Annotated in this window: 25 protein-coding genes; 9 read left to right on the top strand and 16 right to left on the bottom strand. The window is 45.7% G+C overall.

All coding sequences use genetic code 11. The features are described 5' to 3' along the window. Positions 1–76: 76 nt before the first annotated feature. Entirely contained in the window at positions 77–796 is a 720-nt protein-coding gene (locus BLV66_RS02650) for an IS1096 element passenger TnpR family protein (RefSeq protein WP_086984844.1), read from the bottom strand. Between the two features lie 263 nt (positions 797–1059). Here BLV66_RS02650 and BLV66_RS02645 point away from each other — a divergent pair, with 263 nt between their 5' ends. The 5 genes from BLV66_RS02645 to BLV66_RS02625 all read left to right on the top strand — a co-directional run bounded on the left by BLV66_RS02645 (position 1060) and on the right by BLV66_RS02625 (position 5396). Beyond that, a complete protein-coding gene (locus tag BLV66_RS02645) occupies positions 1060–1998 on the top strand; it encodes an AEC family transporter (RefSeq protein ID WP_086984846.1) in 939 nt (312 codons plus the stop codon). A gap of 142 nt (positions 1999–2140) precedes the next feature. Further along, positions 2141–2758 (top strand): uridine kinase, encoded by a 618-nt coding sequence (udk, locus tag BLV66_RS02640; protein ID WP_086984848.1) that lies wholly within the window; start codon positions 2141–2143, stop codon positions 2756–2758. A 157-nt stretch (positions 2759–2915) separates the two neighbouring features. Continuing rightward, on the top strand, positions 2916–3620 hold the full coding sequence (locus BLV66_RS02635; protein ID WP_086627910.1) for a TrmB family transcriptional regulator: 705 nt from the start codon (positions 2916–2918) through the stop codon (positions 3618–3620). Further along, positions 3617–4882, top strand: coding sequence for a diaminopimelate decarboxylase (locus BLV66_RS02630; protein WP_086984850.1), 1266 nt, complete (start codon positions 3617–3619; stop codon positions 4880–4882). Before BLV66_RS02635 ends, BLV66_RS02630 begins: the two co-directional genes overlap by 4 nt. A 133-nt stretch (positions 4883–5015) precedes the next feature. Then, complete coding sequence (locus tag BLV66_RS02625) at positions 5016–5396, top strand: hypothetical protein (RefSeq protein WP_086984852.1); 381 nt, start codon at positions 5016–5018, stop codon at positions 5394–5396. Between the two features lie 75 nt (positions 5397–5471). Here BLV66_RS02625 and BLV66_RS02620 read toward each other — a convergent pair whose 3' ends face one another. Together BLV66_RS02620 and BLV66_RS02615 are read right to left on the bottom strand one after the other, a co-directional pair. Further along, positions 5472–6182 (bottom strand): M50 family metallopeptidase, encoded by a 711-nt coding sequence (locus tag BLV66_RS02620; protein ID WP_086984855.1) that lies wholly within the window; start codon positions 6180–6182, stop codon positions 5472–5474. Positions 6183–6371: 189 nt separating this feature from the next. After that, entirely contained in the window at positions 6372–7340 is a 969-nt protein-coding gene (locus tag BLV66_RS02615) for a DUF1002 domain-containing protein (RefSeq protein ID WP_086984857.1), read from the bottom strand. Between the two features lie 366 nt (positions 7341–7706). Between BLV66_RS02615 and BLV66_RS02610 the strand changes: the two genes are divergently transcribed. Then, complete coding sequence (locus tag BLV66_RS02610; protein WP_086984859.1) at positions 7707–8258, top strand: tyrosine-type recombinase/integrase; 552 nt, start codon at positions 7707–7709, stop codon at positions 8256–8258. 153 nt (positions 8259–8411) lie between these two features. On the opposite strand, the gene BLV66_RS02605 is transcribed toward BLV66_RS02610, so the two are convergent. After that, positions 8412–9089: a PspA/IM30 family protein gene (locus BLV66_RS02605; protein ID WP_086984861.1), complete on the bottom strand. Its 678-nt coding sequence runs from the start codon at positions 9087–9089 to the stop codon at positions 8412–8414. A 13-nt stretch (positions 9090–9102) separates the two neighbouring features. Beyond that, a complete protein-coding gene (locus BLV66_RS15490; RefSeq protein WP_176974096.1) occupies positions 9103–10248 on the bottom strand; it encodes a hypothetical protein in 1146 nt (381 codons plus the stop codon). A 121-nt stretch (positions 10249–10369) separates the two neighbouring features. Here BLV66_RS15490 and BLV66_RS02590 point away from each other — a divergent pair, with 121 nt between their 5' ends. Further along, positions 10370–11080 (top strand): redoxin domain-containing protein, encoded by a 711-nt coding sequence (locus BLV66_RS02590; RefSeq protein ID WP_086984863.1) that lies wholly within the window; start codon positions 10370–10372, stop codon positions 11078–11080. Positions 11081–11251: 171 nt separating this feature from the next. Beyond that, positions 11252–11635, top strand: a complete 384-nt coding sequence (locus tag BLV66_RS02585; protein ID WP_086984866.1) for a hypothetical protein — start codon at positions 11252–11254, stop codon at positions 11633–11635. Between the two features lie 639 nt (positions 11636–12274). Here BLV66_RS02585 and coaBC read toward each other — a convergent pair. The 11 genes from coaBC to trpX all read right to left on the bottom strand — a co-directional run bounded on the left by coaBC (position 12275) and on the right by trpX (position 23012). Next, a complete protein-coding gene (coaBC, locus tag BLV66_RS02580; RefSeq protein WP_086984868.1) occupies positions 12275–13495 on the bottom strand; it encodes a bifunctional phosphopantothenoylcysteine decarboxylase/phosphopantothenate--cysteine ligase CoaBC in 1221 nt (406 codons plus the stop codon). Between the two features lie 14 nt (positions 13496–13509). Beyond that, positions 13510–15003 (bottom strand): hypothetical protein, encoded by a 1494-nt coding sequence (locus tag BLV66_RS02575; RefSeq protein WP_086984870.1) that lies wholly within the window; start codon positions 15001–15003, stop codon positions 13510–13512. A 102-nt stretch (positions 15004–15105) separates the two neighbouring features. Next, a complete protein-coding gene (locus BLV66_RS02570; protein ID WP_086984872.1) occupies positions 15106–15522 on the bottom strand; it encodes an OsmC family protein in 417 nt (138 codons plus the stop codon). 137 nt (positions 15523–15659) lie between these two features. Further along, positions 15660–15899 (bottom strand): glutaredoxin-like protein NrdH, encoded by a 240-nt coding sequence (nrdH, locus tag BLV66_RS02565; protein ID WP_086984874.1) that lies wholly within the window; start codon positions 15897–15899, stop codon positions 15660–15662. Between the two features lie 117 nt (positions 15900–16016). Next, entirely contained in the window at positions 16017–16670 is a 654-nt protein-coding gene (locus tag BLV66_RS02560; protein WP_086984876.1) for a YczE/YyaS/YitT family protein, read from the bottom strand. 88 nt (positions 16671–16758) lie between these two features. Further along, a complete protein-coding gene (gene pyrC / locus BLV66_RS02555) occupies positions 16759–18036 on the bottom strand; it encodes a dihydroorotase (protein WP_086984878.1) in 1278 nt (425 codons plus the stop codon). A gap of 29 nt (positions 18037–18065) precedes the next feature. After that, the gene (locus tag BLV66_RS02550; protein ID WP_086984880.1) at positions 18066–19007 is read right to left on the bottom strand and encodes an aspartate carbamoyltransferase catalytic subunit; all 942 of its coding nucleotides are present in this window, start codon (positions 19005–19007) and stop codon (positions 18066–18068) included. 397 nt (positions 19008–19404) lie between these two features. Next, positions 19405–20259, bottom strand: a complete 855-nt coding sequence (locus BLV66_RS02545; RefSeq protein WP_086984882.1) for an LD-carboxypeptidase — start codon at positions 20257–20259, stop codon at positions 19405–19407. Positions 20260–20279: 20 nt separating this feature from the next. Further along, positions 20280–21074: an ABC transporter ATP-binding protein gene (locus tag BLV66_RS02540; protein WP_086984884.1), complete on the bottom strand. Its 795-nt coding sequence runs from the start codon at positions 21072–21074 to the stop codon at positions 20280–20282. After that, a complete protein-coding gene (locus tag BLV66_RS02535) occupies positions 21067–21963 on the bottom strand; it encodes an ABC transporter permease (RefSeq protein ID WP_086984885.1) in 897 nt (298 codons plus the stop codon). The genes BLV66_RS02540 and BLV66_RS02535 overlap by 8 nt, the downstream gene beginning before the upstream one ends. A 5-nt stretch (positions 21964–21968) precedes the next feature. Next, complete coding sequence (gene trpX / locus BLV66_RS02530) at positions 21969–23012, bottom strand: tryptophan ABC transporter substrate-binding protein (RefSeq protein ID WP_245826643.1); 1044 nt, start codon at positions 23010–23012, stop codon at positions 21969–21971. Between the two features lie 482 nt (positions 23013–23494). Between trpX and BLV66_RS15410 the strand changes: the two genes are divergently transcribed. Continuing rightward, positions 23495–23740: a hypothetical protein gene (locus BLV66_RS15410; protein ID WP_143033079.1), complete on the top strand. Its 246-nt coding sequence runs from the start codon at positions 23495–23497 to the stop codon at positions 23738–23740. Positions 23741–23855 lie beyond the last annotated feature (115 nt).

The following is a 23855-nucleotide window of genomic DNA, read 5'->3' as shown; positions in this document are numbered from 1 at the left end:
AGCGCGCATAAAATATAAATTGGCACAGAAACAGCAGACCACTTTTTCGGGTGGTCTGCTGTATTTTTTTGAACCTTCAATAATTGGGCGGCGAATCTTCCGTCTCATCAGGCAGCACATCATCCCAGCTAGTATCGATCGCATATTCTGACCCAAAATCTTCATATTCCGTGTCGAAAATATCTGAGTCACCCAGTTGAGATAACGCGAAGTTAATCAAACTGATCAACTCTTGTGTATTCGTCAATTTTAGTTTATCCCGATTCTGAAGAATTGTGGTGCGGTCTTCCATTTCGTCCGGACTGGCGTTTTCCGCGGCTACACAAATCGGATAACGGCAATCTTCTTGTGGAACAACCATCTCCGTGAGTTGGATATCCACTTCTATGACGGCATCCGTGAAATAGATGTAGGTCGCCGCATCATCGATTTCGGTGAAAAATTTTTGTAGCGTCTGGTCCTCATTTTCCGCGCTGTCGTTTTCATCGTAATAATCGTAATCATTTTCTTCGATTTCATCCACATCTTCACGTTCCTCATTGGAATATTCCCTGGGGTCGCTCTCGTCCGTATAATCTTCCAAGGTGTCCAAAGGTGTCTCCTCTATGATGATGGGAAGGAGGTCTGTGCCGCCGGAGCGCGTGATTTCAAAACGGTGTTCGAAAAACCCGCTCCAACTGAATGCCGCTTGGATGATGCTGTTGAAGTCGTAGAAAGTCTCATCGCTGTTCACCTGGATATCCCTCCAAATTGGTACGCCGATGTCGCGGACAGCAATCCTGAATTCATAAATCATCTTGACCACCCCTGTTCTTTACTTTCCTCAAGTATAACCCTTTTTTAAGGGTGCTAGCAAAGATTAACACATGGCTTTTTTATCGGAATTATTGAGGGTAAACAGACCGAGTAAACCCATATTCTCCCCACAAAGGCAAGCAATAGTATCAGTGTACCTTCTCCAACTGTGTATGGTAAACTGATACTGTTGCTTGAATCAGTCTTCACTTATTCAAAAATAAGAATCAGCATCAATTTAATACTAGGAAAGGAGAGAATCAGTTGGGGAATTTTTCCATTGCAGTGAATGCAGTAATGCCGTTATTGTTGTACATGTTGATCGGGCAGGGATTATTGCGGGCCAAACTGTTGGACGGCACAACATATCAAAAATTGAATAATGCCATTTTTCGGTTCTTTTTGCCGATCAATCTCCTTATGAACGTTTACGAAGCGGATGTCAGAAGCACCTTCAGAGTCGATGTGCTCTTTTTCGCTGTCGGACTTACTTTAAGTTTCTTCTTGCTTTTTGCTTTATTCATTCCGCGGATTGAAAAGGACAATGCCAAACGCGGGGTGATGCTGCAAGGGACATTCCGTTCCAATTTTGTCCTGTTCGGGTTGCCTATCGCTACTTCGCTGTTGTCCGAAAGCCAATTGGGGATGACATCGATATTGATTGCGGTCATCGTTCCTCTGAATAATGTCCTGTCCGTCGTGGCACTTTCCATCTATTCGGATCATAAAATCCAACCCGGTCGCATCCTCTTGGATATCCTGAAAAATCCGATGTTCATCGGTACGATAGTAGGGATCCTGATCAGCCTTTCCGGATTGAAATTCCCTCTGTTCCTCGACGATACGCTGAGCGGCATCAAAGGGCTGGTCACACCCTTGGCATTGATTGTCATGGGCGGCACTTTCCGCTTTGACGCCTTGAATAATGCTCGGATCCAACTGGCAATGACTGTATTCTTCAAGTTGGTTTTGATCCCGATAATCGGTCTGACGCTGGCTGTCCTCTACGGATTGACTAGAGAAAATTTGGTGCCGATGATGACGATGCTGGGCGGTCCAACGGCCGTATCCAGCTATACGATGGCGCAACAGATGGGCGGAGATCCGGACTTAGCGAGTCAAATTGTCGTTTTCACCACCATCTTTTCGATGTTCAGTTTGGTTGTGTTCATAACGGTCCTGAAATCATTATTCTTGATTTGAATACAATGTAAGGAAACAAGAGCCTGCTGCAGAAGCAGATTCTTGTTTCTTTTTTTGGCCATTCGCGTTCGCCTATGGCCCGGTGAAAGCTTATAATGGATGTAGAAGGAACACAACCATCTTATGACAGGGGACGATAAAGATGATTATCATCGGGATTACCGGAGGATCGGGAGCCGGCAAAACAACTGTAGCAAAAACAATCGCGAAAAGACTGGGCAAGGTCAATGTCGTCTATTTATCGCAGGATTGGTACTACAAGGATCAATCGCATCTGAGCGCAATTGAGCGCGAAAACCTGAATCTCGATCACCCAAACGCCTTCGATAACGAACTGCTGATAGCTGATTTGGCAAAACTCCGTTCCGGACAAGACATCGAGGCGCCAATCTACGATTTCGGTCTGCAAGCGCGTTCGAAAAAGACGACCCCGATCGAGTCGAAGCCCGTAGTCATATTGGAAGGCATCCTGATTTTGGCCATACCCAAATTAGTGTCCATGATCGACATCAAAATATTTGTGGATGCGGAACCGGACATCCGTCTGATCAGAAGAATCGAAAGGGATATCCGGGAGCGCAACAGCACATACGAGAGTACGATAGCCCGCTATCTGACGACCGTCAAACCGATGCATGATGCCTTCATCGAGCCATCCAAAGTCCAAGCCGATATCATCGTGCCGCGTGGGGGCCAGAACGACATCGCAACCGATATGCTAGGAGACTTGGTGGAGCATTATAGCCATCACCATGTCTAAAGAGCGGTATGTTCCCAATAGATAAATCCCCAAAAAAATATTTCATGAAAAAAGCATTAGAAATAGACAATAAAACGGAAATAGTATATAGTGTTCCTATGCAGTAATACTACTGACAAAAAAGCAGAACACGCACCGAAATGGGAGGATTTATTCAGTGGATAACACAGAATTGTTGACGCGATTTAATCTGACCAGGCATGAAGCGACCATCTACCTGACCTTGCTTTCGGACGGGGACCTGAACGGTTATGAAGTATCAAAAATAACCGGTATTTCGCGCTCGAACGCCTATGCATCATTGGCTTCGTTGGTTGAAAAAGGAGCGGCCTTCATCATCGAAGGGGAGACGACCCGTTATACCCCGGTGCCTGTGGAGGAATTCTGCGGGAACAAAATTCGATCCCTTCAGGAATCCAAGCAGGAATTGATCAAGAATATCCCCCAAAGAAGAGAAGATGCGGAGGGGTACATAACCATCACAGGCGAACACCGCATAATGGACAAAATGCGAAATATGATTTCAGAATCGAAGTCTCGCGTCTACTTGTCCGTGTCCGGGAATATCCTGCCGGAACTTTTGACGGAAATGCAGGCTGCGCATCAGCGCGGCATAAAAATGGTTGTCATAACAGATACGCCGTTCCCTCAGGAAGGCATGACTGTCCATGTTTTGGAGAAGCCGAAGAAGCAAGTACGGATCATCGTGGATTCCACGACCGTTCTGACTGGTGATATCGATGAGGGTGAGTTTTCCACTTGCCTGTATTCCGGGAAGAAAAATGTAGTTGATTTATTGAAAGAATCGTTGCAGAACGAAATCAAAGTAGTCGAAATGATGAGAGGATTTGAAGCGAAATGACAAAAAAAGTATTTGTTGATAAAGAGCAATTGGAAGAAATCGTGCAACAGTATCCGACTCCCTTCCATTTATATGATGAAAAAGGTATCCGTGAGAATGCGCGCAAATTAAATGCGGCTTTCTCCTGGAACAAAGGCTTCAAAGAGTACTTCGCTGTGAAGGCAACACCGACACCGGCCATTTTGCAGATTCTGAAGGAGGAAGGTTGCGGCGTGGACTGTTCTACCTACACAGAGTTGATGATGGCCGATGCGCTCGGATTCAAAGGCGATGAAATCATGTTCTCTTCGAACGTGACGCCTAAGGAAGACTTCCAATTCGCCCGCAAACTGAATGCGACCATCAATTTGGATGACATTACCCACATCGATTTCCTGGAAGAAGCAGCCGGATTGCCGGAAACGGTCAGCTGCCGATTCAATCCAGGCGGCGAGTTCACGATCAATAATGAAATCATGGACAAACCCGAAGACGCAAAATACGGCTTCACTCGTCCGCAATTGACGGAAGGCTTCAAAAAGTTGATGGCAAAAGGCGTGAAACACTTTGGCCTGCATTCGTTCCTGGCCAGCAATAACGTAGCAGATGAGTACTATCCGATCCTTGCAGGCATCCTGTTCCAGACTGCCGTTGAACTGAAGGAAGAAACAGGCGCGGATATCACTTTCATCAACCTTTCAGGCGGAATCGGCATCCCTTACCTGCCGGAACAAAAAGCTGCGGATGTAGCGAAAATCGGCGAAGGTGTCCGCAAGGCGTTCGAAGAGATCTTGGTACCAGCCGGCCTTGGAGATGTTGCGATCTATACGGAACTGGGCAGATTCATGCTTGGGCCATACGGTTGTTTGGTGGCGACGGCCATCCACGAAAAGCACATCTACAAAGATTACATCGGTCTGGATGCCAGCGCAGTCAATTTGTTGCGTCCAGCGATGTATGGGGCTTATCACCACATCACCGTGATGGGCAAAGAAGATCAACCAGCGGATCACATGTATGATGTGACTGGCGGATTGTGCGAAAATAACGACAAATTCGCCATCAACCGCATGTTGCCTAAAATCGACATCGGCGACTTGGTCGTGATCCATGACACAGGAGCGCACGGCTTCTCGATGGGTTACAATTACAACGGAAAATTGCGTTCGGCTGAAATCTTGTTGAAGGAAGACGGCGGCACGGAAATGATCCGTCGCGCGGAAACACCAGCGGATTACTTTGCAACGTTCGACTTCACCGGTCTTTTCAAAGACGTGAAATAAACGGAATCAAAAAAGAGGGGTCAACGAGCACATAAACTGTTCGGTGGCCCCTGTTTTTTTTGCTTCGCTTTAATAAATTGATCTGACTGCATGATATAATGTTCCCTGGATGAACAAACGAGGGGTGAAATACATGTTCCGAAAAGAAGCGATCAAGGAAAGCGTATCGGCGCTTCCATTGAAGCCGGGAGACTATTGCGTCATCACCGGAACAGCACTGGTTATGCATGGCATAAAAGAGGAAACAAAAGATATCGACATCAGCTGCATAAAGGAAGCGTTCCATACTTTAGTGGTTCAAGGATACCCGATCAAACAGGGCGCATTTGCCCGCAAAGTGATCTACAGTGATGATGTGGAAATTTTCGAGGATTGGCACGTTGGGGATATCATCATGATCGAAGGGGTTCCGGTCGCGAGCCTGGAGTCAGTCATCGTGATGAAGAGACAGCTAGGCAGAGAAAAAGATTGGATCGACATTGCTAAAATTGAAGCGCATCTGGCCGAACAATAAAACCAACTAAAAAGCTGACGAACCGCCCTTGTGCAGGCGGTTCGTCAGCTTTTTTTTGATTGTCAAATTTCAAATTTACAATAGTTGCATCCAAAAAGGAGCGAAATAAGCTCCTCCCATGGCAATGAGAAAGAGAACTTTCCAGATGATGGTAGGGATATATGTTTTTGTAGCCAAGGCTGTTCCGTCCCAATGGTTGCCATTTTTCAAAAGCAAAACAATGAAAAATTGATGGGCCAAACCAAGCATATACCAGACGACGAAACCGATTGTGATGACGTCAACTGACTGATAAATCCGCAACAGGAAGTTGTAGTTGTTACGGTAAAGCATAATGGAAGCCCCAATCACAATCAGGATAATCAGATTCTGCCAAAAGCTCTTTTCTTTAGCCAGCAAATTCGTTAGCAAATAAATTCCCAAGAAAAGCGGAATGATCCACAGCAACAATCCCTGTAAATAGAGATAGGACACTACAATGAAGAACAATGCCTGCGACACGTAACCGCCCAACAGGCTAAAAAACATCCCCAATCCACTGCGGTATCCAATTTCGGCCAAACCGAGGATGCCGCCGCTTTTGACGATTGAGGGAAGGATATTGAATTTTATCGACTGGATGCTTCCGCCCCACAAGCGCGCAGTCAGAGCATGGCCGCATTCGTGGATGATGACGTTGGGGAGGTCCAGATAAATGCCGAACGTATACGCAAGCATGCCTCGGCTGGAAAAGGTGAAATAGGCCACCGCGATAAAGAGGACGATCAATAAGGGAAGGTCCATCATACTATACCTCCTTTCGATAAATGCATCAGTACTCTTAAAGAGGATAACATGCAAATTTTATTTTTTTATGAAGATGATAGGGAATTACCATGAATGATTCAAATTGAATCCCTAAATAGCAAGAAGCCTTCCTTTCGACGTATTCAGAAAGGGAGGCTTCTTTATATTATGCAACTGGTAAAGCTTCAGTTATTCGGTTTCAGTCGTTGTGCTGTCGTTCCCTCCGAAAAGGTTGGTAAAGAATTGGACGATGGATTCCCAGATTCCCATGCTGTCTTCCTTCAGTTGTTCCTGATTGACATTGCTCCATGCCGTTTTTGCCTGTTCGAACAATTCTCCGCCGGTTGCCTGCAGTTCTTCACCGAAAGCGGCAATCTGTTCTTTCTGCGCCGCAGTAAGATTGATGTCGCCGAAATTGATCATCAGGTTTTGGATGTTCGTGATGTTGTCTTGGGAAAGGATGTTGTCGAGATTATAGTTCTTCAGCACATCCTCAACTATTTGACGGATGTCGTCAGCGCTTATGTTACCGTTGTTCGCATCCTTGGCTTCTTGGATATCCTGTTTCATTTCCACGATCGCAGCGTTCATCAATTCATCCGAATAGCCGCTGTCGGCTTGGTTTTCCTCGGTTACTGCAGAAGTGACAGCCAATTCTTCCTGGGCGACTTCCACAGCTGCTGCATCCAGTGTGTTTCCAGAATCAGCAAAAGCTTTGTAGACACCGGCCAATGCGCCGGATCCGTCAACTTTTACGGCGGACGCTACCTTGATGTCCACATCCACTGCGCCGGCTGTGATGGCTGCATTCTTGTATTGCGCCTCAGTGATCGCAGTGATGGTTTCAGGAGTCAGGATTTCCACCGAAACAGCACCATCGCTGTCGGCAGGCGTGATGTACGTGCTCGAATAGACTTGGCTATAAGGATAATCATCCTGCAGCAAGCCGTTCAGTTCATTGACGGCCACGACTAATTCATTCGTTCCCTCGGCTACTCCCAGCGTTTCTCTGGTTTCCTCCAGTTGGGCTGCATTCAGGCTTTCGCCGTAAGTGAAGATCGGTTCGATTGCGATTTTATCGGCGAACGCTGCCGGAGCAGTAATTCCCAACAAGGTCAATGAAGCCAGGCCTACTGTCATCATTTTTTTCAGTTTCATGGTTTAACCTTCTTTCTTTCGTAGCATGTTTGCATTGTATCAAAGATAACCTACGAAATGTATTATGATTTCTTTAATTAATTATGAAGCTTCCGCGACGCAAAGTCAAAGCATTCCCCAAAAACAACTTGTTGTGCCGTTTCGCGCACAGTTGTCCGCATTCATGCCCGAAATCGCCTGAAAAGCCGTTTCTGCAGCTGTCCTAATTATGGTTTTGCATGCTAAATGAGGGAACACATGTATAATTGTGTTCCTTATAAAACGTTGATTTATCAATGCCGAAATGGTATGCTTTTTTTATCGAAATCAACTGAAAAACCCTGGATATCGGAGGGCATAAAATAGAGGAAACAAGAGGACATTTCAGTGAATACCACCCATGCAATCAAAGACATCAGCCAAATCCAAACATTGATGGACGTTTATCCGCCATATTCGAAAAATCGCCTGCTGCTGGAGTATGCCATCCGCACCGGGTTGCGCATCAGCGACATTCTGAACGTGAAGGTAGGGCAAGTGCTGGGGAAAGACTCGTATCAGATTGTGGAGATGAAAACAGGCAAGAAGAAGGAACTGGCCATCCATGACCGCTTGAAGCAATCCATTTTGGATTATGTGGAACGGGAGGGGCTTGCTGCAACTGATTATTTGTTCTATTCCAACGCCAATAAGAACAGTCATATCAAACGCACGCAAGCACACCGCATCATTGCGCATGCCGGGGATATGATTGGCATCACTTTGAGCGCCCACTCGCTGCGGAAAAGTTTCGGCTATCATTCCTACAAGCAAGGCGTCGACATTTCTTTGCTCCAGACAATCTTTCAGCATTCTTCGCAGGCGGTCACACTCCGCTATATCGACATCACCCAAGAGAACATCAACAACGTATACAAACGGGTCGATTTCGGATTTTAACCACAATAAAAAAATAACGCATTTTGAGAGAGTTTCGTGATGGTGGGTGCGCATTCCCAATTGAAATCGCCTCAAAATGCGTTTCCGTAAAATCAGCAAAAAGTGCACCTTTCCAAAACGGTAGGGTGCACTTTTTGTAAGTATCGAACAATTTTACAAGCCCATATCTTTTTTCAACTGCTCAAGCTCATCTTCGACAGATGCCGAACCTTGACTGGCGTATTTTTCCTCCAGAGCCTTCGCTTCGTCGATCGGTGCCATGTTCAGCTCGGACATCGCATTCGCTTCATCCAACATTTTGTCGGCTTTTTCTTCCATGCGCTCGAAGGAACTCATGGCACCTTTTGTACTCGCGATGGAATCCGTCGCTTTGTTCAGGGTTTCCTGGGTTTTAGCGACCGCCATCTTGGATTTGATCATTTCACGGCGGGATTTGAGCGTTTCGATGTCGGTTGCCAATTTATCATGCATCTGGCGCATCTTGACGGCATTTTCATGAGCCGATGCGTATGAAGTAGCCAATCCTGCACCGACATTTTCCAATTCCTGCTTTTTGGTCAAGAAGATGCGGGCATCGTTCTCATTGCCGGCTTCCAAGGCTTTTTTGGCATAATCTGTGTATTTGATGACTTCTGCCTGGTTTTCATCAACTAAACGCTTGGTCCGGGTCTCTTCCGCCATGATGCCGGCTGTGCTTCTTTTGACCTCGGCCAAATCTTCCATCATATCGCGCAGGTATTGATCGATCATTTTTGCCGGATTTTCCATTTTGTCGATCAAAGCATTGATGTTCGCACTGATGATATCCGAGAATCTCTCTAGTATTGCCATTTCTGTTTCCTCCTTATGGGTTCGTGTCTTCCTGAGTTTCGTCTTCTACCTGCGGTGTAGGGCTGGTATCGGTTTTCTGCGGGCCATCGGCATCATATTTTTTCTTGAGTTCTTCCACCTCAGTGTTGCCGAACGTATCCAGCGGCGTCTTCAGAATGTCTTCCGTTTGTTTCGCTTCGAGATTCTTCTGTTTTTTGGCATGCCGCCACCACAAGAACAGGAGGGCGAGCAGAATGATGCCGCCGAACACGATCAGAACAGCAATCCACGGGGAACGCGTCACTTCCATCATGCGATCCGCCGAATCCCGGAATGCATCGCTGAAGAATTCTTCATCCGTTTTGTTGTCATCATAATAGTACGAATCGATGTAATCAAGCAAGACATCGCCGGCTTCGGTATCGATGACAGTTGCCGCCTGCGTGCCGACTACATAATAATCCATGTAAAGACTGGACTGATATTCAAAGAATACCAACAGCAGATGGGCTTCGTCCGCAAAAAGTTCGTCATACTTTTCGTTCGCGAAGCTTTCCAAATCCTCCATCGAAGGATTCGTCGACCCGTTGATGTCATCCGTCAAATACAGATAGGGCTGCACACCGGTTTTTTCATAGAAATGCTTCATTCCTGACGTCAATTCAGAGCGGTTTCCGATCCAACCGATTGTGTCTGTGTAATAATCCGTTTCCGTGACCGAACCATCCGGAAGGGGTTCTCGTGCCACTGTAGAAAGGGTGATTTCGTTGTTCCCGCCCGAATCGGAAGATGAAGATCCTGAATTGAATAAGAAAATCAAACCGAAAACGACAGCCAGAATCATTACGATCAATGCGATCATTCCGCAACCTAAGCCGCAACCAGGAGCGCCTCTGGGACCGCCTCCAGAAAATATGGGCCCACCTGAAGATGGACCTCTGATAATGGGGCCGCTCCGGAAAATCGGACCACTTGAACCAGAACGGGGGATATTAAACCCGCCGCCCCCAAAAGATCCGCTTCCGCCTTTGCTTCCGCCACCACGACCGCCTTTGCTGCTGCCGAAGGAACCGCCACCGAAAGAACTTCCGCGGCCACCGCTGCTGCGGCCTCCGCCACCACGGCTGCCGCCGAAAGAACCACCACCGCCCCGTGATCCGCCACCGCCGCCTCTTGCCATATTCTGCACCTCCTCATGCGTTTGTTTGCCTCATCAAAGTTAATCTATCACACCATGTAAACGCTGTCAATTTATAGCAATTGTACAAATATGACAACATAAATATTAGTCAGAGAATTTTATGTCAGATTTTCTGACGAATAATGTAACCATATCATCGACAAAATCAGAAAGAAACGGTAAGATATTCTTACATGGAATCAACAAATTGATTGAATGGCACGGCAAACTGCAGCAGAAACATATGTTGCTGGAAAATGTGGAAGGGGTGGGCCAAGTGAAGTTGACCGAAGGAACAGAAATAGACGATTTTTTATTTTTGACGAAGAATGGGAATTGTGAAAGTTTCCGATCTCAGCTGAAACGCGATTTCACTGCGGTGATTTTCCTGAGACATCTAGGCTGCGGCATGAGTCAGTTGGATATGCTGAAATACCGTGATGCCTATCAATTCCTCAAAGACCAGGGTATCGAGATCATGGTGGTGATCCAAGGGGCAGAAGCCGCTGTTTCCGAAAGAACAGCAAAAATGAAAATCCCATATACCGTCATAGCGGACCCTGAGCAATCCTTGTATGAACACTTCGATATCCCTTCATCGGATTCGATGCGCAATCTTGTTTACGGCGTTTCCGAAGAAAAACTGCTGGAATTCGAATACTATGGGATCGAATGTCAACGTTTTGAGGGGAATGAACTGCAACTGCAAGCGACAATCGTCATCGACAGAAAAGGGCAAGTTGTTTTGGGCCACTACTCAGCAAACATAAGCGATGTGCCATCTCCATCAGAATTGTACCAAATGCTGCAGGCTGTGCCTGTAAGAAGCTGAAAATAAAAACAGAAGCGAATGCATCCATTTTCTGACAGAAGGAAAGGACGCATCCGCTTTTTTGTTGTCTTTCCTCCAAACGCTATCATTCGTCCAATCAGCCCCCATGGTGGTAATATATAGGTGTAAACGACAATGGCAACCCGTCTGGAGCGAGGAGTGAATGGTACTATGAAAAACGTAACAGTCAACAGATTGAAATTGGAGCAGTTTTTGCTTGTTCTGAAAGAAAGGGTGGCTCCGGAATACAAGAGTCAAACGGAACAAGATATCCTGACCTTCATGGAAGAAATCGTTACAGAGCAAAGAAAAAATGTGAATTATGATGATCTGATCAGAAAGGTTCAGTCCTGTTCAGGTTGTAACCGTGCTTATCTGGAAGCTGGGCTCGACATTCGTATGAACAAATTTTCCCATGGTTCTTTTGCTGAACTGGTCGTCAACAGCGTGGATACGGATGATTATCTTACTTTACTGGAAATCGAAAATCCCGTTGCTTCAGATTTGGAATTTCTTGAGGAAGTCAAAGAAAAGCTTTTTGCGTATTTCGACTGACAACTAAGATGCTTGATCAGGCTTATCTGTGATTCGGCCGAGATTTTATCCCGTTCCTATAGCTCAGATAAGCCGATCTGTATTTCAGACCCATACTAAGACCCGTTATATGGAAGTTCCATCATTCAAGCCAAATGGCCCAAATACCAATGCAAACCTTCCTGTACCTTAAGATTCCTTCGATCCGCTGGCCCTTCAGCAATAATTATTTGCAGCGACCTGATTATGTCCATCCATGTCTATCTAATCCATAAATGCTTGTAATGGCTGACCGTCCAACTAATTATTTTGTTGGATTGCCAGCATTTATGACGTGATTAACCCTGAAGCAACGAATCCAACGGATGAATATGAAAAATAATGCCTTTGTTGCTAATAATTATCAATAGATACCTTGAGGCGATTTTGGACCTGCAAAAACCTGAAAAATGGGGGATTCAGGCCGCATCAGGTCGTATCCAGGAAAATCCTATATTCTAGTTTACATAATATATATTATACGAAGTTAAATATAAAAGTTATACAGAGCCTTGATAATCCAATGAAGCTTGTTTGCACTATATAAAAATAGCAAAATTGCGAATCATTTCATACGATCGCAATTTTGCTATATTATGTTGATTTTTCATTTTTTACGACTTAGTTTGAATCAACTTTGTTATGCATCGATTCGATGGCTGCATACAAAATTTCTTCAGCAATCAAATCTTTTGATCTCACCGAAATTTGGATCGGTTCTTTATTCGCTTGGTAAATGATCACTTCATTTGTATCTTTATTGAATCCTGCATATTCTTTTGAAACGTCATTTGCTACGATCATATCAGCGTTTTTGCGTTTCAGCTTATCCAGCGCATAATGTTCGACTTCATGCGTTTCAGCCGCAAAACCAATCAAAAATTGACCTATTTTTCTTTTTCCCAGTTCAGCCAAGATATCCGTCGTTTTCTCCAAAACCAGAGTCAAATCCTCGTTCGTTTTCTTGATTTTGGCTGTCGCTTGCGATTTGGGTCTATAATCAGATACAGCAGCTGCCATGATAACCATATCAATATTGTGAAATTTATCTAAAACGGCCGCTGCCATTTCTTTGGATGATTGCACGGATATTGCTTCAACCCCAAAAGGAATCGGCAACAAATTCGTTGCGGTGACCAACGTCACATCAGCCCCTAAGTCACGGGCGGCTTTCGCCAAACTGTAGCCCATTTTGCCGGAAGAATCATTGGTTATGAATCTGACTGGGTCTATGCGCTCCTTCGTTCCGCCTGCTGTGATAAGTACCTTTTTGCCTTTTAAAGGCAGTTCTTTGGCATTATTTAAAACGACCAATTGCGCTGCATCAACAATTTTATCCGGTTCAGGCATGCGACCTTTGCCTTCATAACCTTCAGCCAAAAAGCCAGTGTCAGGTTCCATGATTTCGTAGCCATAGTTTTTTAGAGCTTCCATATTCCTTACGGTTGCCGGATTTTCCAGCATGTGCTGGTTCATGGCAGGCACAATCAGACGTGGAGCTGTTGTCGCCAATAGCGTGGTGGACACAAAATCATCGGCAATGCCGTTCGCCATCTTGGCGATGATATTTGCTGTTGCCGGCACTACGACGGCAAGTTCGGTCCAGTCAGCCAAATGGATATGGCTGACGAACTGCGCATCTTTTTCATCGAAGGTGTCTGTGTAGACATCGTGCTTGCTTAATACCTGGAATGTCAACGGCGTGACGAATTCCTGTGCGGAAGCAGTCATCGCGACTTTAACTTCTGCACCAGCTTTAATAAATTTTCTGACGAGATCAGCTACTTTGTAGACTGCAATGCCGCCCGTTACATAGATGGTTACTTTCTTGTTTGTTAACAAATTATACGCCCCGCTTACATTCGACTATTTTCTTTTCCTTGCTTATTGCCCTCGTGGCTATCAATGAAGGCTTTTGCCCGGCCGATGAATTCTTTCAACACTTTGATCCGGGCATATTCTTTTTGGGTTCCTTCGACAATGATCCACGGAGCATCTTTCGTATCCGTCCGAGCGACCATTTCGTTCATCGCTTCTTCATATTGCTCGAATTTTTCGTGGTTCCGCCAATCTTCATCGGTCAGTTTGTAATTCTTCTCCGGATCATTTTCACGGTCTTGAAAGCGTTGTTTTTGCTCTTCTTTATCTATCACGATCAGGAATTTGATGATTAGTAAACCATCGTGGACCAAGTTGTGTTCCATTTCATTGATTTCATCGTAGGCTGCAGCCCAGCGATGTTCTGGCGTGAATCCTTCAACCCGTTCCACCAATACGCGGCCGTACCAGCTTCTGTCATAGATGGTCATCTTTCCTTTCACCGGGAAAGTCTGATAGAAGCGCCGTAGATAATTAAAGCGGCTCTCGTTTTCCGTGGGTGCTGCTGTCGTAGCGACATCATAACTTCGGGGATCAATCAACCTTGTCAAGCGGCTGATGGCTCCACCCTTGCCTGCTGCATCCGTCCCTTCGAACACAAGGACACACGGGATCTTTTTCAGCCACATTTCATAGACCAATTCACCCGCTTCTTCCTGCAGTTTCGCCAGCTGCGCCTCGTACTCTTCTTCCGTTATAGTAGCTTTCAAATCGATTTTAGCCAACGGCTTTTCCTTAAGGACGGAACGGATCGGGACCGGTGGTTTCTTTTCAGTTTGTTCAAGGTGGCTCTTCAAAGTTCTGCTCGCGATGCTAATCGCTTCTCGGGAAGCATTCTTTAAGTCCTCTGATGAGATCACGTGCCACGGAGATGACTCAAAATTGGTCATTCCCAATATTTTGTCGAAGTGTTTCAAATATTTATTGTATTTTTTGAGTTGTTTTTCATCGTCTTTCGTGATGAGGAACTCTCTGTACGGATCGTTTTTAAGTTTCTCAATCCGTTGTTCCATGGTGTTTTCCGAGTGGTGCAAAAACAGTTTTAGGACGATTGTGTTATCGGCAATCAGCATCCGCTCCAGAAAACTGATATAGCCGAGATGATGTTCCAAGCGTTCATCTTTCACCTTCAGATCATTCATCAGTTCCGAATAGAAACTGCGGTCAAAAAAGGCGATTCGGCCTTTACCGGGCAAATCCCTTGCGAAGCGCCACAAAAACGGACGTTCTGCATAATCATCCAACGCATCATCGAAGACACTTACTTCGAAATAACGCGGGTCCAATTCCCTCGTCAGATCCTTCAATATATGCCCTTTGCCTGAAGATTCCCAACCATCGACGATGATAAGCATGGATGAATCGCTGTTGACAAGCTTTCTTTGCAAAGCGGCCAATTCACTGCCGAGTTCGGACCTTTTTGTGCCGGATAATGTCGTGTCTTTTTTGTCAAAATCGAAATCTTTTAACATACGCTACGCCACCTTTTCTGCTTTTCACTATTTTATCACAAAACAGAGTGAAGCAAACTGATACGGTTTAGCTGTCAAGAGAAGCAACGAACTCAAAGGTCGTTATTCCGCGTACGGGACAACTTCCAACGTGACATGATTATAGTCACCGATGATTTTTGAAACAGGACAACGTTTGTGGGCTGATTGCGCAAGTTTTTCAACATCTGCCAACTCCATGCCTTCGACCGAAATAAAAGCTTTGAGATCGAAATAAAATCCTTTTCCGTCTTCTTCCCTGCAGAAATCGACATGGACTTCCGCTTTGCTCCGCGCCTTGGCTCCCCTCGCTTTAAGCAATGCTTCTATTGTGGCGTTCAAGCAAGTCGACCATGATAAGCCGAATAGTTGTTCCGGATTGAAACCGGCCAAATCCTTAAGCGGATCTGATGTTTGCAGGGATTCTCCATCCGAAACAGAGGCAGTCCCGTTCAATCCGTCACTATTGATAACTTCTGTATGATATAACGATTTATTCATTTCATTTAGTCCCCTTTCCAGTCGCAAAAATTGTTGATTCTTCCCTCTATCTTATCACGATTCACAATATTTGGCTGAAAAAAAACAGCATCAGACTTCTCCTAAAGGGAAATCTGATGCTGTCAGATGTTGCGCGACTAGGCTGTGATCAACTGTTCAAGCAAATCAGGTCTAAAGCCGAAAAATGGCTCAACGCCATCAAAGACGACTACCGGCAAAGATTGGAAACCCAATTCTTTGACTTCCGCCAAGGCCACTTCTGACTCTTGAATGTCTTTGATTTCATAACGGATGCTATTATCATCCAAAAATTTCTTTGTAAAATTGCACTGCATGCAATTCGGTTTTGTATATACTGTGACACTCTTGTTAGACATAATAGTTTCCTCCATTGGTTATCCGATAAGAATTTTTTCGAATAAAGCTTATGGATACATCATACAGTATTATTTTGCAAAAAACAAACCATATATAGTGATTCCGAGCGAGAATAATCAGTCCAAATCGATGGACAGTTCTTGTGCAGCTGCCGATGCTTTGAGTTTTTCATAAACGAAATTCATGCTTGACGGGAAGAAAAGCATGCTGATGATGGTCCCTTCGCGCACCGTAATAGGGGTATCGGTAGAAACTGCGATGAGCAAAGCAGATGCGATAAACAAAATATCAATTATTTGGCGCACTTTCCCAAAGTTGAAGCCAAAGCGGTTACTGAAGGCCATACAAGCGCCCTCCAAAGGCATATTGATGTAATTCAAGGCCATCATTGATCCGACGCCGATTGCTGCTATAATGCCCCCTAAAATGACCATCGCGATTTTCACCCAATACTGGTCGATCGTCATGCTGGAAAATACCGTATAAAGCATCAGGTTCATCACTTGGCCGAGGATCAATGTGACCGGAATCTGAAATAATTGTCTCAACGAAAACTCTTTTTTCATCAAAAGCCATTGGATCACTACACATATGATATTCAGTATAATCGCCAGCGTTCCGATTTTGATGCCGGAAAGTTGATTGATGCTCATGTTAAGGGCTTCGTAGGCACCCACGCCGACATTGGCTTTTACTGTTATGCTTGCTCCGATAGCGGTTATGATTACCGCCACGATGACCAATAACATGTTCTTTAAATGTTTCGTCATTTTTCACCTATCCATTCATTATTCTGCCTTGTCATTATAAAGAAATAAGCAGCGAATTGCAATTCGTTGCTTACTCCTTATCATCTATTTATTTCGAGTAGACGACTTTGCCGTCCACTAGTGTATAAAGCGTTTCGCCTTTGACTTTCCAGCCGGTGAACGGTGTATTTGTCGCTTTCGAAAGGAAGTCTTCGCTGCGGATTTCGTATTCGTTGGCCAAATCGAAGATGGCGATATCCGCTTGGGAGCCGATATCCAGCGTCCCAGACTCCATGCCGAACAATGCTGCTGGCGTGACAGTCATCCAATCAACCAGTTGTTTCAAGGTGAAGACACCACCTAAGACGAAGTTGGAATACATTAGTTGGAAAGCAGTCTCGATGCCGACGATGCCGAATGGAGCGCCAACCATACCGCCTTGTTTTTCTTCTTCTCCGTGCGGAGCATGATCGGTTGCGATGCAGTCGATTGTGCCGTCCAGCAATCCCTCTATTAAGGCTGCACGGTCTTCAGCGCCGCGCAATGGTGGGTTCATTTTGTAGATGGCAGTATCGGTTGGGATGGAACCATCTATCAGGATCAAGTGATGAGGAGCGACTTCCGCAGTGACATGGATACCAGCTCGTTTGGCATCGCGGATAACGCGTACGCTCTCTTTCGTTGAAACATGGCAGACATGGTAATGGCAGCCTGTCGCTTCCGCTAAAAGCACATCGCGGGCGATTTGCGTCGATTCCGTCACGCTCAAGATGCCAGGCAAATCCAATTCGTCGGAGCGGGTGCCTTTATGCATCACGCCTCCGAACAACAGCGAGTCGTCTTCGGTATGCGCAACAAGCGCAACGTTATTCTTTGCTGCTTCTTTCATTGCCAAATACATCGTTCCGGCTGTTTGGACACCTACACCATCGTTAGTGAAGGCGAAGGCGCCAGCTTCCAATAATTGCTTCTGATCGGTCAAGACGTCACTGCGCAAGTTCTCGGTGATGGGCGCATACTGTTTTACTTTGATGATGGCTGTATCTTTAATCAGTTGTTGGATGGCAGCGAATTTATCAGCCGTATCCGGAACCGGATTCAGGTTTGGCATTGCGCAGACTGTCGTGAAGCCTCCGCGAGCGGCTGCCTGGGTTCCTGTTTCGATTGTCTCTTTATAGGTGAAACCTGGTTCACGCAAGTGCACGTGCACGTCGACTAAACCGGGAGTTACCAGACCGCCCTTGGCATCGATGACTGTTGCATCCTCAGCCGTTCCCTGAAGATCCTGACCGATTGCTGCTATTTTATCGTCTTTCACATATATCTCTACAGGAATAAGTTCCTCTTTTTGACCCAACATTTTTGCATTTTTTATCCAAACTGACATGTGATCCCTCCACTGGTGAATTGTTATGATTATACGTTCATTGTTCTTCCGTTTACGATGGCTTCCAATATGGCCATTCTCGCAAAGACGCCATTTTTCATTTGCGTCACGATCCGCGAGCGGCGGCATTCCACTAGGCTGTCCGCCAATTCCACATCTCGGTTTACCGGAGCGGGATGCATGATGATGGCGGATTCCTTCATGCGGGCTTCGCGAGCGACGGTCAAGCCGAATTGATCGAGATACTCGGCTTTAGTGTAGCGCATCGCTTTTCCGCCATGGCGTTCTGTCTGGACGCGGAGAAGCATCATGACATCGACTTCTCCGATGATGTCATCGATTTCCTTGTGCGTGCCGTATTGATCGAAAGTAGAATCGTACCACTCTTCCGGACCCGTAAAATAAATGGTCGCTCCTAGGCGCTGCAGCATCTGCATGTTTGTTTTAGCTACACGTGAGTGCGACAAGTCGCCGCATATGGCTACCTTAACTCCGCTGAAAGTATGGAATTCTTCGTAGATTGTCAATAGGTCCAACAAGCACTGGCTCGGATGCTGGCCGGCGCCATCTCCGCCGTTCACGATTGACGCGGTGATACCTGGGCTTTCGATCAATTCTTTGTAGTAGGCTTCCGCACTGTGGCGGATAACGACCACATCCACGCCGATCGCCGATAAGGTCAAAACCGTGTCATAAAGCGTCTCGCCTTTGCTGACGCTGCTAGTCGAAGTGTCAAAGCTGATGACTTTCATCCCCAACTTGTGTTCCGCCATTTCGAAACTTTTGTGTGTGCGTGTGCTGTTCTCGAAAAACAAGTTCGAAGCGTAGATGCCCTCAGTCAAATCCCGATCTGGTTGGACGCCGTTTTTGAATTCGGATGCCCGCATGATCAGCGACATGATTTCCAAATTCGTTAGTTCCTCGACACTTACAAAGTTTTTTAATGCGATCTGATTTGTTGTCTGCATCATTTTAAAGCCCTCCAATTAGTTTTTTGTGAATGGAGGCAAAAAGAACCCGAAGAATTTGTAAGTTCTTCAGGTTCTAGGCCAGCCGCTCCCATATTTGGATACAGAGCGGCCATCTAGTGACCTTGCGGGCCTCACAGGACCCCCTTAAAGTCTCACATTCGCTATTAAGTTGTGCGATAGGATAAATCTCCAGAAAAAAAGCCCATGGTCAAAGAGACAATGGGCATAAAGTCATGATAAAGGCGCAGTAGGCCTGATATGCTCCTTAGTAGTCTCTCTGGACTCTCGTTAAAGGAAATTCATTCTGTTGCTAAAATAATAACGCGCATAATCGCTTTTGTCAATGCTGGCTAATTGGATACTCTGTTTTTTCTCGATCAAACCAGACATAGTCCCCTCAACCGATGCGAATCGGCTTTGAATAGTCGTCATGCCCGATGAAGTCTGTTTCCCATACGGGGAACCCGTACCGAGAAGCGTAGTTGCGGCACACTCTCAGAAAAGCTGACGTTTTTTCGTCCAAAGCCAGTTGCGTGAATTGCCCGATGAGCAGACCGTTGATTTTTCCGAAAGCCCCCAACTGCTCCAGTTGCGCCAAACCGCTGCACATCGCTTCGTACCTGCCGCCTGCCGATTCGATAACCAGCACTTTGTTTTCCAATTCCGGCCAATAAGGGGTTCCTGCTAGCTTCAGGAAGCAGCGCAGATTCCCGCCTACGAAAACTGCCGCGGATTGTTCAGAGGCGCTATTTCCGCTTATTTTGAATATTCCAGTCCAGTCTGCGTCGATTTGGGTAACCAAATCACTGAGAGCTTGTGTTTGAAACGCTTCTTCCTGGCCCACAAGCACTTTGGGATTATATAGGACATTCTGGATGCCAGTTTTGCCTTGGAGCGCATTCACGATTACAGTATTATCGCTGTATCCAAAATAGGGTTTTGGATTACTTTTGATACTCTCGAAATCGAGATAAGGCAATATTTCATTTGCTAAATCCCCACCGGATAAATCAAATATCGCTTTTACACTCGCATCAGAGTAAAGAGACAATAAAGCCCCTGCACGGGATGCAGGGGCCTCGGTTTGCTGTGTCTCTTTATCCAGAAAAAGGACGTCACTCATTACGGTCTCCAGGCCAAAATCATTCTTGATTTTCCGGCTTAGTGACGAAACCATTTCCAGCGAGCGATCATTATTCGTTAATCCGTTCGAACAGCTGATGAAGCCGATCGCATCTCCCGGATGCCACATAAAGATCACTTACCTTTCTATCAGACTAGTATGTCTTGGATGGATAATTCCTGAAGTTCAGCAAATATTTTTTCGGGTGTCAATGTTTTCTTCATTTCGGAGTCATAATCCTTCATGATTTGACCGTGATGCAGCACAAGCATACGATTTCCGTACTGAATGGCGTCCTGCAGGTTGTGCGTGATCATGATGCTGGTAAGGTTGTTGTCGATCACTTGTTGATTCGTCAATTCCAGAACCAATTTAGCCGTTTTCGGATCCAACGCTGCCGTATGTTCATCCAACAGCAGGATGTCCGGGCGTTTCATCGTTGCCATCAGCAGAGCGATTGCTTGTCTCTGACCACCGGACAAGAGCCCGATTTCTGAGCCCATCCGGTTTTCCAGGCCTAAGCCTAATTTTTTCAGCTCTTCTTTGAAGAATACTTTTTCTTCCTGCGAAGTCCCGAAGCGTAGCGTCCGTTTTTGCCCTCTACGGTATGCCAAAGATAAATTTTCCTGTACCGTCATACGTGGGGCAGTTCCCATTTTGGGATCCTGAAAGACCCGGCTGATGTAAGGCGCTCGTTTGTCTTCTTTTAAGAAGGTAACATTTTGTCCGTTTACGATGATATCGCCTGTGTCAGGCAGAAAGTTTCCGGAAATAGCATTCAACAGGGTTGATTTGCCAGCTCCGTTGCCTCCGACCAAAGTGATGAAATCGCCTTGTCTGACAGTCAGATTTACGTCCTGGAGTGCGTTGACCTGATTTGGTGAACCAGGGTAGAACGTTTTGGAGACATGTGACATCGTCAACATCGCTTCCTGATTAGTCATTTCGCTTCACCTTCTTTCGCAATGAGTACATATAATAGGTTTCCTTGATTTTCGGTAACGCCAAGAAGAAGGTCAACAATACCGCCGAAATCAACTTGAAGTCGTTCGGATTCATACCGGCTTCCAATACCATCACCATAATCAGACGATACAGGACTGAACCCAACATTAGGCAAACCAAACGCATTTTGAAAGAGACATTCGTGAACAATACTTCGCCGATGATGATCGAAGCCAAACCGATGACGATTGTTCCGATACCCATACTGATGTCGGCGTAGCCGTTGTCCTGTGCGATGATTGATCCAGCCAAAGCGACGATCCCGTTCGAAATCATCAAGCCTACGATTTTCATTGTGTTTGTGGATATACCCAATGAGCGGGCCATCGCTTCGTTGTCACCCGTTGCGATAACAGCTTGACCGAATTCCGTCTTGAAAAAGATAACATAGAGCCCGATAATCAGGACGACAACCAACAAGCCCAACATAATTGTGTCGAAATGTCTGGGAAGATTCATGTTTTTAAAAACCGTGAAAATTGTATCTTTGCCCAACAGACTGATGTTTGCCCTCCCCATCACGCGCAAGTTGATGGAATAGAGGCCTGTCATCGTCAGAATACCCGCCAAAAGGCTGGGAATCTGGAGTTTTGTAATCAAAAACCCAGTGATCAGTCCGGCTGAGCTGCCGGCAATGATGGCAAATATAATCGCGATATAAGGATTGGCGCCTAGAGTGATGGCTTGGACAGCCACAGCCGCACCGAGGGGGAACGCACCCTCGGTAGTCATGTCGGCCAGATCCAAAATGCGGAAACTTACAAATAAACCCAGTGCCAGAATACTCCAAAGCAACCCTTGGGAGACGGCAGAAATAATCATATTCATTAATGTTACTCTCCTTCTCCTACAAAGATGGCATTCTGTGCGACATCATCGGGGATCGTGATGCCTAATTGGTCGGCTTTCGCTCGATTGATGACCAGTTGGATCCCAGTCGCGTATTGTACAGGATAAGTTGCGGGATCAGCTCCAGCCAGGATATCAGCCGCCACAGCTCCGGTTTGGGTACCCAATGCATATTGATTCAAACCAATCGTTGCCAACCCGCCCTCTTCAACCATCGTGTCCACAGCAGGGAATACCGGGATGTTGTAAGAATCCGCAACCGGGATCAATGTCGCTAAACCGCTTGCGATGGTGTTGTCTGTCGGTACGTAGATTGCATCCACTTCAGAAGCAAGGCTTTCAGCGACTTGCGCGATATCGTTCGTGGAAGTGACTGTTTTTGTGATTGTTTTCAAGCCTAATGAAGCGGCAATTTCTTCAGCCTCTTTAGCGGAGCTGATTGAGTTGTCCTCTGCTGATGAGTAAAGGATACCGATTGTTTTGGCATCAGGAAGCAATTGTTGAATCAAAACAAATTGATCGCGGGCGGGAGTCTTATCGCTGACGCCGGTGATATTGCCGCCCGGTTTTTCCAATGAATCCACAAGACTGGCTGCTACCGGATCCGTGATGGCTCCCAAAATGATCGGGATATCACTGGATGCATTCGCCAAAGCCTGTGCTGCTGGGGTAGCGATGCCGATCATGATATCCGCATCATTCGAAACGAATCGCTCCGCTATTGATTGCATATTGGACTGATCGCCTTGCGCATTCTGGAAATCGATTGTTGCCGTTTCGCCGTCCACATAGCCGGCTTCTTCTAATTGGTCGATGATGCCTTCTCCAATCTGATCGAGTGCCGGATGGGTCGTCAATTGCATAATACCGATGTATGGCAAATCTGGATTTATGCTGTCGGTGGAGCTTGCAGCGGAACCGTCCGAAGAGGTGTCCGAATTATTGGCATCCGAATTGCCGCATGCCATCAATACTGTCGCTGCCATTAGGGTCAAGATACTTGCGCGTGCTCTGAATAATTTTTTCATTTCTGATTCCTCCAATTTTTCTGCTTCTTATTCTGTAAAAAGGTGATAAAAAAGCCGCCATCTGAACCAAGTATGGCGGCTGAATACAGAAAACGCCACACAGACCGATATTGTCTATGTGGCGGCTTAAATATCTTTAGTAATCCACATAGATACTGTTCAGATGTTTCATCTGAGGCTGTATCTACGGACAATCAATACGTCACAAAGAACAACCTACTCCACGTGGCTTTGCCAATCGAAAAAATTCAATTTGGAAACGCGAGTATATGCAGACATGCTTGATTGCTCCTTTTTGATTGATAATTTAATAGTAACCAATGGGAAAAACAAAGTCAAGAGTAGGATTAGAAAAAGATGAGGTATTCTCATATTACTTACCGTTTCCATTCCGCAAAACAAAAAGCATGATCAAGGAACCACCCTGTGATCATGCTTTTTTCCTTTGATTGACCCAAAAAAACTTCGGGGGGAAGTTCAAGTTGGCTTTTGAAATGATCTCACCTGTTTCGCGTGTCCGTGTAATCGAAGTGTGCAGAATAAAAGATGGATATGCATTGAATAATGGCAGTATACATCTGCAAAATGTAGCTTATGAACAACTGAGCAAAACTCCACACCTTGCAATCTTGTTGATTCATCCATTACGTACTCCATCCCCCCAAGGTTATCATTCATCACCACACACAGTAATGAAATTTTTGATATGCGACAAGACGCCAAGTTAAGCTGTCGCGATGGTTTCAGTTTGGATATCGCAATCCTTTTCTTCTGCAACACCGCATGAAGTTACATCAAATAACTGCCTATCGGTCTTTAGGAATGAACAGCAGGCCCCCATTA

The sequence above is a fragment of the Trichococcus collinsii genome (assembly GCF_900107505.1).
Taxonomy (GTDB): domain Bacteria; phylum Bacillota; class Bacilli; order Lactobacillales; family Aerococcaceae; genus Trichococcus; species Trichococcus collinsii.
Note: the sequence above shows the minus strand (reverse complement) of the source record. Positions and strands in the feature narration are given on the sequence as shown.